The organism is Streptomyces sp. YIM S03343, from assembly GCF_054729195.1.
Genome location: NZ_JBPUKX010000001.1, coordinates 905,408 through 917,084, shown reverse-complemented (window position 1 = coordinate 917,084; position 11,677 = coordinate 905,408). Strand labels below are relative to the sequence as shown.

Below are 11,677 nucleotides of genomic sequence, written 5' to 3'. Positions count from 1 at the left end.
ACCATGCGCAAGATCTACACGAGCAGCGCCGCCACCCTGCCCCAGCACGCCGAGAGCCTGCTCGCCCAGGGGCATCGGCTCGCCCTGGTCGCCGCGCACATGGACGAGGCCGGACCGCGCGTGGTGTACCTCTTCACCTCCGGCGCGCCCGATGCGCGGGTGGAGCTCCACGTCCGCCTCGACCCCGACCGGCCGGAACTCCCGACGCTGGCCCATCTCTCCTTCGCGGCGGGCCGGTTCGAGCGGGAGATGCGCGACCTGTTCGGCATCGTCCCCCTCGACCACCCACTGCCCCGGCGCCTGGTGCGCCACTTCCACTGGCCGCGCGGCTGGTATCCGATGCGCCCCGACGCCGGGGCCCCGCCGGCCTTCGGCGAGCAGGAGGGTCCGTACCCCTTCCTGGAGGTGGAAGGGGACGGTGTCTACGAGATCCCGGTCGGGCCGGTGCACGCCGGTCTGATCGAACCCGGTCACTTCCGTTTCTCCGTCGTCGGCGAGACCGTCCTCAAACTCAAGGCCCGCCTCTGGTTCGTGCACAAGGGCATCGAGAAACTCTTCGAGGGCCGCACGGTCGCCGCCGGCCTGCCGCTGGCCGAGCGCATCAGCGGCGACACCGCCGTCGGACACGCCCTCGCCTACTGCCTGGCCGTCGAGGAGGCCACCGGCACCGAGGTGCCTGCCGAGGCGCAGCGTGCTCGCGCGATGCTCCTGGAACTGGAACGCCTCCACAATCACGTTGCCGACCTCGGCATGCTCTGCAACGACGTCGGCCACTCCATCCTCAACGCCCATGCCCAGCGGGTGCGCGAGCAACTCCTGCGCCTCAACAAGGAGATCACCGGGCACCGGCTGCTGCGCGGCGGCGTCGTCCCCGGCGGAGCGGCCCTGCAGGCCCTGCCCGACCCCGGCCGCCTCCAGGCGATCGGCGCGGACATCCGCGAGATCGCCGACCTGGCCCTCCGGCACTCCACCGTCCACGACCGCCTGACCGGCACCGCGATCCTGCGTACCGACGCCGCCCGCGCCATGGGCTGCCTCGGCTACGTCGCCCGCGCCAGCGGCCTGTCCTACGACGCTCGCGTCGCCCACCCCTTCACGTCGTACGACGGCAGCGGGCTCACCGTGCCCGTCCACGAGAGCGGTGACGTCCTGGCCCGCTTCCTGGTCCGTGCCGAGGAAATAGACGTCTCGCTCGCTCTGGTCGAGCACTTCGCCGACGGGCTCGCGGCCCCCTTGGCCGTGACGACGCCCCTGGCCGTGACGGCGCTCCCACCGGCGCCCGGCGCGGGCCCCCGCACCGGCGTGGGCCTGGTCGAGGGCTGGCGCGGCACCATCGCCACCCGCGTCGAGCTGGCCCCCGACTCCACCCTGACCCGCGTCAAGCCGGTCGATCCGTCCTTCTTCAACTGGCCGGCCCTGCCGGTCGCGATGGCGGACACGATCGTTCCGGACTTCCCGCTGACCAACAAGAGCTTCAATCTCTCCTACGCGGGCAACGATCTGTAGCGCTTCCCGGGAGAAGCGGGCCTCACTTGTGTGCGTGCTCGCCCAGATAGAACAACAGCCACACGAACCCCGCGAACAGATGCGTGCCGAAGATGTAGAAGCCCGCCCGGATCGCGACACCGCGCTCGATCCGCCCGTCACGGTCCTTGGTCTTCGGCGTGCGCTGCCTGCCCTCCGACGGGTCGGGTGCCTGGTCTGTCACCGTGTCGTCTCCCTGCTCTCCTCTGATGTCCACCGATCTCCCCGTTCCGGCGACGGCATGCATGTGCCGCCGCTCAACGCGCAGGCTCCGTGTCGCGCAACTCGTTCAGCAGGTCCTGCCGACCGGTCAGCAACGTGGCCAGGATCCGCCGCGCGGCGGCGAGCAACTCGGCCACATCGCCCCCGGCCAGCTCGTACACCACCGTCGACCCGGTACGCGTCGCGGTCACGATGCCCGAGCGGCGCAGCACCGCCAGCTGCTGGGACAGGCTCGACGGCTCGACCTCGATCGCGGTCAGCAGCTCACGCACCGGCTTCGGCCCGTCCTGCAGCAGCTCGAGCACCCGGATGCGCACCGGGTGGCCCAGCATCCGGAAGAACTCGGCCTTCGCCTCGTACAGCGGAACCGGCATCCCGATCACCCCTCGCCCGATCGATCCTGGCTCGACGATGTCCATCCCGAGCAACTCATCAATTGAAGAACTCTTCAATTACATCGTAGAGGGAGACCATGCGGCGACGGGCACCGCCGGTGCGACGTCCTGCGGGTACTTGGCTGACAAGCGGCCTCCCCCGGGCGGTGGGGGACCGTAGGGTACGACGATGATGTGGCGGAAGGACGAGGTGCTGGCGGTGGCCGCTGTCGAGGCTGTCACCGGGCAGCTGGCGCTGGCGCCCAAGCCGGGGTTGCCCGATCCCCGGGATCTGGAGGCGCGGGTCACCCGGCGGGATCATCTGATGCTGCGCTGGTCGGCCAAGGCGCTCACTCCCGGGTTCGCCGCCATGGCCGCCGCCGCACGGCGCACCGGTGAGCCGACGGCCCGGCTGCGTGCCGAGCTGGGGGCGATCGGACGGTGTGCCGAGCATTCGGTGGGGCTCGCGGGCGGCGGGCACCGGGGGAGTCTGTGGGTGCTCGGGCTGCTCGTCGCCGCCGCGGCCCTTGAGCCCCGGGCGGCGGATACGCGGGATCTCGCCGTCCTGGCCAAGCGGATCGCCGCTCATCCGGACCGGGGCGCTCCGCGCCGGGCCACGCGTGGGTCCTCCATGTCGGTGACCTACGGCGCCGCCGGGGCCCGGGGGGAGGCGCGGGCCGGATTTCCGCATGTGCGGCGGGCGTTGGACACCCTCGCCGAGGCTCGCCGTGCCGGAGCCGATGAGTCACGGGCCCGGCTCGACGCCCTGCTCACCGTCATGTCCACCCTTCAGGACACCGAGCTGCTGCACACGGCCGGGCCGCTCGGGCTGCGGCAGGTGCAGGCCGGGGCGCGGGAGGTGCTGGAGAAGGGGAGCACCTCCACACCGGAGGGGTGGCAGGCCCTGTGCGCGTTCGACGCCGAGCTTCAGGCACGTGCCTGGAGTCCGCGGGGGAGTGCGGGGCTGCTGGCCGGGGCGTTGTTCCTGGACGCCCTGCCGCAAGGGGCTCGGAACTGATCAGCTGGGGTCCGCCGGACACGGTGTTACGTTGAGCCCATGGCTCTGCGCAACGCTGTGATGGCCGCCCTTCTGGAGGGCGAGGCGTCCGGATACGACCTCGCGAAGGGCTTCCAGGCATCGGTCGCCAACTTCTGGATGGCCACCGCCCAGCAGATCTACCGCGAGCTGGAGCGCATGGAGGGCGAAGGGCTGGTCGCGGGGCGGCTCGTGCCGCAGGAGCACCGGCCCGACAAGCGGCTGTACACGCTCACCGACGCCGGGCTCGCCGCCGTACGCGCCTACACCGCCGCGCCGCCCGCCCGGCCCACGGCCATCCGCGACGAGCTGATGGTCAAGGTCCAGTGCGTCGACGTCGGCGACCTCGACGCCGTGCGCGCCGCGATCGCCGACCGCATGGAACTGGCCGCGGTGAAGGCGGCACGTTTCGAACGCGGCCGGGTGCGGCTGCTGGCCGGGCGCAGCGAGGACGAGTTCTTCCGTACGGCGGAACGCGTCGGGCCGTATCTCACCTGTCTGCGCGGCCTCGCCCTGGAGCGGGAGAACCTCGCGTGGGGCGAGCGGGCCCTCAAGCTGCTCGACCGGCGTGCCGAGGCGCTCGGCTGACGCCGGTCGAGGCCCGTCAGGTCCCGTCAAGTCCCGTCAGGTCAGGTCCGGTCAGGTTCTGTCGGTCCGGGCAACTTCTGTGCCGCGCGGCTCAGTTCAGCTTGGCCAGCAGCTCCGTGGCCAGGGGAGCGGAGGACGCCGGGTTCTGGCCGGTGACCAGATTGCGGTCCACGACGACGTTCGGTGCCCACGGCTCGCCCACCTGGACCGCCACGCCCGCCTCGGTCAGCCGGGTCTCCAGCAGCCACCTGGCCTTGTCCGCGAGCCCGCCCAGGGTCTCCTCGGTGTTGGTGAACGCGGCGACCCGGTAACCGGCGAACGCGTTGGAGCCGTCCTCCTCCTTCGTCGCCGCCAGCAGCGCGGCCGGTCCGTGGCAGACCACACCGAGCGGCTTGCCGGAGGCCAGGGCGTCGGTCAGCAGCTTCCCGGAGACGGCGTCGACCGCCAGGTCCTCCATCGGGCCGTGCCCGCCGGGGTAGAACACGGCCGCATAGTCGGCGAGTTCGACGTCCTCCAGCCGCAGCGGGTGCTCCAGCTCGGTCATCGCGGCGAGCGTGCCCGCGATCTCGTCGGCCTTGTCCTGGCCGCCGTTGGCCTGAGCGGTGAGGCTGCCCCGGTCGGCGACGGGGACGACTCCGCCGGGCGTGGCCACGACGATCTCGTGACCGGCCGCCTTGAACGCCCGGTACGGCGCCACCGCTTCCTCGGCCCAGAACCCGGTGGGGTGCTTGGTGCCGTCGGCGAGGGTCCAGAAGTCGACGCCGGTCATCACGAAGAGGATCTTGGACATGGTCGGTCTCGGTTCTCCCAGGTCGGGGTGGGGTTCAGGTTTCGGATTGATCACTTCGAACCTAACCCGGTGAGCCATAGATTTCCAATGCAACGATCAATGTCCGGCATTGGATGTCCTATGGGTTCTCGGGAATAATCGGGCAGGTGGAGCATCCCGCCGCATCCCCCGTCGACGCGCGCCTGCCCGGCCAGCCCGATCTGAACCTCCTGCGCACCTTCCTCGCCGTCCACCGCTCCGGCTCCTTCACCGGTGCCGCCCAGCTGCTCGGCCTCTCTCAGCCGACGGTGACGACACAGATGCGCTCGCTGGAGCGGCAGCTCGGCCGGGAGCTGTTCGAGCGGCTGCCGCGCGGCGTCGCGCCCACCGCCGTCGCCGACGAACTCGCGGCCCGTGTCGCCGCCCCGCTCGACGAACTCGCCGCCGTCGCCGGACCGGGCCCCGCGCCCGGTGCCCGACCGGGTCCCGTCCACCTCGCCGGCCCCGCCGAGCTGCTGTGCACCCGCGTCCTGCCCGCCCTGGCACCCCTCGTGGCGGACGGCGGTCTGCGGCTGCGTGTGACGACGGGGCTGACCGAGCCGCTGCTGGACGAACTGCGCGCGGGCCGCCACGACCTGGTGATCTCCACCGTACGGCCGCGCGGCCGCACCCTTTCCGCGGTCCCGCTGACCGACGAGGAGTTCGTGCTGGTCGCGGCACCCGGGTGGGCGGACCGCGTCAAGGACCGTCTCGCCGCCGAGGGCCCGGCCGCGCTGCACTCCGTCCCGCTCGTGACATACGCCGACGATCTCCCCATCGCCCGCCGTTACTGGCGCCATGTCTTCGGACGGCGCCTGTCCTGCCCCGCCGCCGTGACCGTGCCCGATCTGCGCGGCGTGCTGTCGGCGGTCGTCGCGGGTGCGGGCTTCACCGTCCTGCCCCGCTATCTCTGCCTGGACGAACTCGCCACGGGTGCCCTCGTGGCGCTCCACGACCCCGACGACCCGCCGATCAACACCGGCTTCCTCGTCCAACGTCCCGGCACCCCGGAGAACCCGGACGCGGTCCGGGTACGGGAGCGGCTGCTCTCCGCGGGCCGCGGCTGGTGACCGGCCGGCGGCCCGGGCCTTCGCACGCCGGCCGCCGCAGCCGGGGGCCGCAGCCGGGGGCCGCAGCCGGGGGCCGCAGCCGGGGGCCGCCCGGCACATCCTGCTCCGCCGATGAACCCTCCACCGCCCCCACACGTCTACCTACCCGGACGGAGGGGACGGACCGGACCATGGGGGGACGATGCGGAGTACACCTCCGGCTGCCACACTGCTCAGGGCTGCACGAGCCCTCGGGCGCGTGGTGCGGGGCGAGTGGTACGGCATCGTTGTCGATCCCGTACGGCAGTTACTGAGCCGCGGGCTGTCGGGCCTGGTGCTGGCCTTCGTGGCCTGCTCCGGCGTGATCTTCTTCCACGCCATCGCCCAGCACCCGACCGGCGCCGTCGCCGTCCGGCTTCTCGGCGGCGTACGCGGCGAACTCCCGCTGTGGCTGGCCCTGCTGCGCACCCCCGTGTCGCTGTACGTCCCGGCACTCGACCTGCCGGTGTGGGCGGGCATCACCCAGCTCTTTCTGGCGTTCGCGACCGCCGAACTCGCCCTCGGCCGCAGGCGCACCCTCTTCATCGCGTACGCGACGACCCTGGCCGGCACGCTCACCGTACGGCTGATGATCGCGCTCGGACCGGATTGGGGCGGCGGGCTCGGGCTGCCGCCGACGGCCGGGCATGTCCTCGACACCGGGCCGTCCGCCGCGGTGGTCGGCCTGTTCACCTACCTCGCCGTGGTCCGACGGGCGCCCGTGCTGTTCACCCTCACCAGCGGGGCGATGGTGTGGGAGTCGATCGCCGTGCCCAATCTCGCGGGCGGCGAGCATCTGATCGCGGTCGCCACGGCCGTCGTCCTCGGCCTGGCCCACGGACGGCGCGCACCGCGCCGGTACCTGACCGCGCTCAGCGCGCCGGTCCGACGGCCACCCGCCGCCCCGGTCGCCGCACCGGACCCGGTTCCGGCAGTGACCCCGGTCCCGGCAGCAACCTCGGTTCCGGTACCGGTCCCGGGACCGTCACCGCGCCCCGTCCCGGCCAAACGGCCGGTCCAGCCAAGACGGCCGGATCCGGCCGCCGTATGCGGTTCCCGGGAACATCTCGACGTGGTGGGTGACACTACGTAGGACGTATCTGAGACGGGAGACGCGGATGGCCGAAGCAGTCCTGTTCCACCACGCCCTCGGGCTGACCCCCGGCGTCACCGCGTTCGCCGACGAACTGCGCCGAGCCGGGCACACCGTTCACACCCCAGACCTCTTCGAGGGCCGCACCTTCGACAACGTGGACAAGGGCATGGCGTACGTCGAGCAGATCGGCTTCGGCGAGGTGATCGAGCGCGGTGACCGTGCCGTCGAGGGACTGCCCGCAGGTATCGTCCTCGCCGGGTTCTCGCTCGGTGTGCTCCCGGCGCAGAAGCTGGCGCAGACCCGGCCCGGGGCGAGTGGCGCGCTGCTGTACTACTCCTGCGTGCCCACGGCGGAGTTCGGCACGGGCTGGCCGGACGGCGTGCCGGTCCAGGTGCACGGCATGGACGCCGACCCGGTCTTCGCGGGAGAGGGCGACCTGGCGGCGGCACGTGAGCTGGTGGCGTCCACCGGCCGGGCCGAGCTGTTCCTCTACCCCGGGGGCAAGCACTACTTCGCCGACAGCACGCTCGACTCCTACGACCCGGCCGCGGCCGCGCTGCTGCTGGAGCGTACGCTCACCTTTCTGCGGGACGTGGACCAGGGGCCGTCCCCCGCAGCATGATCATGCGCGACACGACGAACGTCACCGGGATCGCGGCGGCGGACGTGACCAGCGGGGCATAGCGGTGCCCGGCGTGCAGGACGTCCACGATCACATACATGCCCGCCGTGGTGAACAGGAAATTGGTGAGGTTCGTCAGCGGAAAGAGCAGGAATTTCCGCAGCGTCGGCCGGGTCCGGTAGGTGAACCGCGCGTTGAGGAAAAAGGAACCGATCATGCTGAGCGTGAACGCGACGGTGTGTGCGGCAAGATAAGGCAAACGCATGAGCAGGAGCAGGTAAAGGCCGTAATAGACACCGGTGTTGACAACACCGACGACGGCAAAGGCGATCATCTGCCGAGAGACACCACCCCTCCTCGCTCCCGCCCGCTCCTCTGGGCCTGCGTCCGTGCCCGCGCCGGAGCCCACGCCCGTGTCCGTGTCCGTGTCCGTGTCCGTGCGAGCCTGCGCAGCAGTCCCCCTCTCCGTGTTCGTCTCCGTCTCCCTCTCCGTCTCCGTGGTCATCAGGGGATCAGATCCTTCGTCGTGTCCAACGGTGAACGCCCGTGCTTCGGTTCCGTGTTGGACGCTTTCACCAGGAAGTGTGGGCGTCGCTTCACCTCGTAGTAGATCCGCCCGGTGTACTCCCCGATCACCCCCAGCATCACCATCTGGACCCCGGCCAGCGCGGTGACCGCGGTGATGATGGTGACATAGCCCGGTGTCTCCACGCCGTTGACGAGCGCGGCGCCAACGATCCACGCCGTATAGCCGCCCGCGCACAGCAGCAGCGCCAGCCCCAGATGGAGGGCGGCGCGCAGCGGCCGGTTGTTGAAGGAGAGCAGCCCGTCCAGGGCGTAGTTGAGCAGGCCGCGGAAGGTCCATGAACTGCGCCCGTGCTCGCGCACCTGGTTCTCGTACTCGAAGGTCGTGGCCGGGAAGCCCACCCAGGCGAACAGGCCCTTGGAGAAACGGTTGTACTCGGTGAGGGACAGCACCGCGTCCACCACGCGCCTGGACAGCAGCCGAAAGTCCCCGACACCGTCGAGGAGTTCGACGTCGACGAGCCGGTTGACGAGGCGGTAGTACAGCCGGGCGGTGACCATGCGGGCGACATGCTCGCCCCTCCTGGTGCGCCGGGCGATCACCTGGTCGTGACCCTGCTCGCGCAACCGCACCATGTGCGCGATGAGTTCGGGCGGATGCTGGAGATCGGCGTCCATGACGACCACGGCGTCCCCCGAGGCATGCCGCAGACCCGCGAGCAGGGCGGCCTCCTTGCCGAAGTTGCGGCTGAAGGAGACGTACCGCACGCGCTTGTCGGCCTCGGCGAGTTGCTGGAGGACGGTGAGCGTGCGGTCGCGGCTGCCGTCGTCGACGTAGACGAACTCCATGTCGTGGCCGAGCGGCAGGAGTTCTTCGGCGACCTTCTGTACCTCCTCGTGGAAGCGCGCGACGACGGCTTCCTCGTTGTAGCAGGGTGCGACGATCGAGATGAGCACGGGTTCTTCTCCCCCCGGGAGCGTGGTCGGTCGGCTTCAGCGAGCGGTGGTCGGGTGCTCGCGCGGATGGTCTGGCGCGGCCGGTGGTGCGGCCCGCCGTCGTCGGCGGACGGCGGGCAGGGTGCCGTAGAGGACGAGGGCCAGCAGTGAGCCGCCCCCGGCAGTCGTGCCCAGCCGCAGGCCGGGCGGATGGAAGGTGCAGGTCACCTCGGCCGAGGAGCCGTCGAGCGGTACCGCGATCAGACCGTGGAACGACTCGGCGGGCTTGGCGGCCGAGTCGCCGGTGGCGCACCGCCAGCCCGCGATCCGGGGCGCCGCCATGACGGCGATCCCCTTGCTCCCGGCGGGTAGTTGGGCCCGCACAGTGCCGTCGGACACGGTGACCTTCGTGGCCCCACCCGCCGTGAGCCCAGCGACGGCGGTGTGCAGCCGGGCGGTGTCCAGGCAGCCGACTGCGCCCAGCGGGATCCGGCTGGTGCCGGCGGGGGACAGCTCGATCCGCACCTGCCCGGACGCGGGCACGGTCCCGAGCCGCTCCATCGCCGCCCGGTTGCGCGGGTACCTGGATCTGAACCGCCCGGTCAGGGTGGTCCCTTGGAGCTGGGCGGTGCCGGAGAAGGACGGTGCCCACAGATACACCTCGCTGCCCGCCGGGCAACGCGCGGTGATCGTCGGACGGCCGGTGACCGAGGGGTCCGGGCCGCCGAGGAGCAGGCCGGCCGGATCGTCGGCGACATACCGCGGGGGCCTGCCGTGCGCAGTGCGGACCGTGAGGGACGGGACGGTGTAGACACGGGAGCCGAGCAGCAACTCCTGGTTGCGGTACGGCGATGGGCCGAAGGCGCCGTCACCGGCCGCGGACGGCCGTACCGTGACCAGCGGAGGCGCCGCCTGCCGGGCGACCGAGGTCCGCGAGCCGTCCTGCGGGAACCAGTTCTGGTGCGGGTCCGGCGGCGAGTGCACCCGGGCGCCCACCGCGAAGATCGCGTCGGTGACCGCGTTGTCCAGGCTCTGCATGTTCCGGCCGCGCGAGGTCCAGCCGTCGCCGAGGGCGGTGAGGGTGCGGGTGAGGACGTCGGCGGTGAGACTGCTGTAGTACTGGGAGCCCTGACCGCCCACCAGCAGCGGGTCGTTGGCGACGGTCTGCTCCCGGCCGGGCTCCGTGCGGTACCGGGGCCAGGCGTCGGCGCCCGCGATCGCCGCCGCCTGCGTCCGCTGGCGCGTGCCCCAGGGTGCGTAGTCGTCCATGTGTGCGAGGCGCAGCCGGTCGGCCACCGCGGAGGTCCCGGCGGCCTCTCCGAGCTGTGTGCACAGCAGCAGGGCGACCGCGAGCCCGGTGACCCAGGTGCGGCGCGGGCGGGTGCCGTCCGCGTGGCGCAGTACGGCGAGGCCCAGCAGCGCGCCCAGCGCGGCGAGCGCGGCCAGGGGCAGGGTGAAACTGCGGTGCGCCAGTTGGCTGCCGCTCGCGAGCAGCGTGACGAGAGCGAGCAGCAGGGCCGACGCCCCCAGTGAACGCCGGTCGGGGGTGCCGTGGCTGAGCGTGTGCCAGGCGGTGATCACCAGGATCGCGCAGAGTACGAACGTCTGCCGGTACGGGCTGCCCTGCGGGGTGGTGAAGGCGTGCCACACCAGATGGGTCGGGCCCCACTGCATCGACAGCGTCATCAGGACCACCAGCAGCGGCCACCCTGCGCGCACCCGCCGGGGTGCCGCGCGGTGGAAGGGCAGCGCGAGTGCGAGCAGCAGCGCCGTGGTCCCGACGAAGGCGGCCGGGGAGCCGAAGCCGTACGTCGTGGGCAGCAGCCGGGCCAGCAGATCCTCGGTCGGCACCGGCGCGAACTGCCGGACCCGGCCCGGGTAGGCGTGCCGGGTGCCGAAGTACACGACCGCCACCAGCGGCGCGGCGAGACCGACGCCCAGCACTACACTCACCGCCGCCCGGCCCAGCGCCAGGAGGCTCTCACGGCGCGGGAGCCGGGCGAGCCACAGCCGTAGCAGCAGCACCAGGCCGGCACCCAGGGTGGCCATGTAGCCGGTGTAGAAGTTGGCCGTCCAGGCGAGCGCCACGACCAGCACGCCCAGCACCCGGTGCTGTCCCGCCAGCGCCCACTCCCCGGCGAGAATGAGCAGCGGAAGGAAGATGAGACCGTCGAGCCACATCGGGTTGTAGACCGCGTCGGTGAGGGTCCAGCCGCACAGCGCGTACGACGTGCCCAGCAGCCCCGCCGCCCACCAGCGGCCCGGCTGCAGCCGCGGCAGCAGCCAGGCCATGGCGGCCCCGGCCGCCGCGGCCTTCAGCAGGGTGATCACATACACGGCCAGGTCGATCTCGTCGCGCGGGAACAGCGCGACGAGCGGTGCGAACGGGCTGCTGAGATAGGTGCCGAGGTCGGGCAGGAAGCTGGAGCCGTACCCCGACTGCCAGTCGACGAACAGCCCGCCGTCCGCCGTGCCGTGCAGCAGGTCCCACAGATGCGCGTGGAAGGGCACGTACTGGTTGCCGAGGTCGTTGACACTGCGGGTGCGCGGGCCGAACGGATAACTGCGGGCGATCGCGTCACCGGCGCACAGCGCGGTGACGGTGAGCAGCGCCGCGAGCAGCGCGGCGGAACCCGCCGCGCCCCTCGGGGACACAGGTCGCGGCAGCCGCAGCCATGGCTTTTTGGCGCCGCGCGGAATATCTCCGGGCGCTGGTAAAGCGGGTGCGGGTATGGCTGAGTACGGCATTCGCGATGGACCCCCAGTGAAGGTGGGACGCAAACTTTCTCGTCCGGGGGTGCCACTCCCCGCGCGTCATCGATTCGCCCGGTTAGACGGGAGGTACCTCCCGATGGTTG

Annotated in this window: 12 protein-coding genes; 6 read left to right on the top strand and 6 right to left on the bottom strand. The window is 71.7% G+C overall.

The window, feature by feature from the left end; all coding sequences use genetic code 11:
* Positions 1-3: 3 nt before the first annotated feature.
* Positions 4-1,506 (top strand): hydrogenase large subunit, encoded by a 1,503-nt coding sequence (locus tag ACSYGN_RS04010; RefSeq protein WP_460391866.1) that lies wholly within the window; start codon positions 4-6, stop codon positions 1,504-1,506.
* A gap of 22 nt (positions 1,507-1,528) precedes the next feature.
* On the opposite strand, the gene ACSYGN_RS04005 is transcribed toward ACSYGN_RS04010, so the two are convergent.
* Positions 1,529-1,708, bottom strand: a complete 180-nt coding sequence (locus tag ACSYGN_RS04005; protein ID WP_460391864.1) for a DUF6126 family protein — start codon at positions 1,706-1,708, stop codon at positions 1,529-1,531.
* Between the two features lie 73 nt (positions 1,709-1,781).
* On the bottom strand, positions 1,782-2,120 hold the full coding sequence (locus ACSYGN_RS04000) for an ArsR/SmtB family transcription factor (RefSeq protein WP_460403211.1): 339 nt from the start codon (positions 2,118-2,120) through the stop codon (positions 1,782-1,784).
* Positions 2,121-2,310: 190 nt separating this feature from the next.
* Between ACSYGN_RS04000 and ACSYGN_RS03995 the strand changes: the two genes are divergently transcribed.
* Together ACSYGN_RS03995 and ACSYGN_RS03990 are read left to right on the top strand one after the other, a co-directional pair.
* The gene (locus ACSYGN_RS03995) at positions 2,311-3,138 is read left to right on the top strand and encodes a triphosphoribosyl-dephospho-CoA synthase (protein WP_460391862.1); all 828 of its coding nucleotides are present in this window, start codon (positions 2,311-2,313) and stop codon (positions 3,136-3,138) included.
* 39 nt (positions 3,139-3,177) lie between these two features.
* Positions 3,178-3,744, top strand: coding sequence for a PadR family transcriptional regulator (locus ACSYGN_RS03990; protein WP_460391860.1), 567 nt, complete (start codon positions 3,178-3,180; stop codon positions 3,742-3,744).
* A 91-nt stretch (positions 3,745-3,835) separates the two neighbouring features.
* Here ACSYGN_RS03990 and ACSYGN_RS03985 read toward each other — a convergent pair whose 3' ends face one another.
* Positions 3,836-4,534 (bottom strand): type 1 glutamine amidotransferase domain-containing protein, encoded by a 699-nt coding sequence (locus ACSYGN_RS03985; RefSeq protein WP_460391858.1) that lies wholly within the window; start codon positions 4,532-4,534, stop codon positions 3,836-3,838.
* A gap of 113 nt (positions 4,535-4,647) precedes the next feature.
* Here ACSYGN_RS03985 and ACSYGN_RS03980 point away from each other — a divergent pair, with 113 nt between their 5' ends.
* From ACSYGN_RS03980 to ACSYGN_RS03970, 3 genes are all read left to right on the top strand, one after another.
* Entirely contained in the window at positions 4,648-5,622 is a 975-nt protein-coding gene (locus ACSYGN_RS03980) for a LysR family transcriptional regulator (protein ID WP_460391856.1), read from the top strand.
* Positions 5,623-5,803: 181 nt separating this feature from the next.
* Positions 5,804-6,733: a hypothetical protein gene (locus tag ACSYGN_RS03975; protein WP_460391854.1), complete on the top strand. Its 930-nt coding sequence runs from the start codon at positions 5,804-5,806 to the stop codon at positions 6,731-6,733.
* Positions 6,734-6,758: 25 nt separating this feature from the next.
* Entirely contained in the window at positions 6,759-7,358 is a 600-nt protein-coding gene (locus ACSYGN_RS03970) for a dienelactone hydrolase family protein (RefSeq protein WP_460391852.1), read from the top strand.
* Here ACSYGN_RS03970 and ACSYGN_RS03965 read toward each other — a convergent pair.
* From ACSYGN_RS03965 to ACSYGN_RS03955, 3 genes are all read right to left on the bottom strand, one after another.
* Positions 7,312-7,692, bottom strand: coding sequence for a GtrA family protein (locus ACSYGN_RS03965; RefSeq protein ID WP_460391850.1), 381 nt, complete (start codon positions 7,690-7,692; stop codon positions 7,312-7,314). The genes ACSYGN_RS03970 and ACSYGN_RS03965 overlap by 47 nt on opposite strands.
* A 170-nt stretch (positions 7,693-7,862) precedes the next feature.
* A complete protein-coding gene (locus ACSYGN_RS03960; protein WP_460391848.1) occupies positions 7,863-8,840 on the bottom strand; it encodes a glycosyltransferase family 2 protein in 978 nt (325 codons plus the stop codon).
* A gap of 36 nt (positions 8,841-8,876) precedes the next feature.
* Complete coding sequence (locus tag ACSYGN_RS03955; RefSeq protein WP_460391846.1) at positions 8,877-11,567, bottom strand: YfhO family protein; 2,691 nt, start codon at positions 11,565-11,567, stop codon at positions 8,877-8,879.
* Positions 11,568-11,677 lie beyond the last annotated feature (110 nt).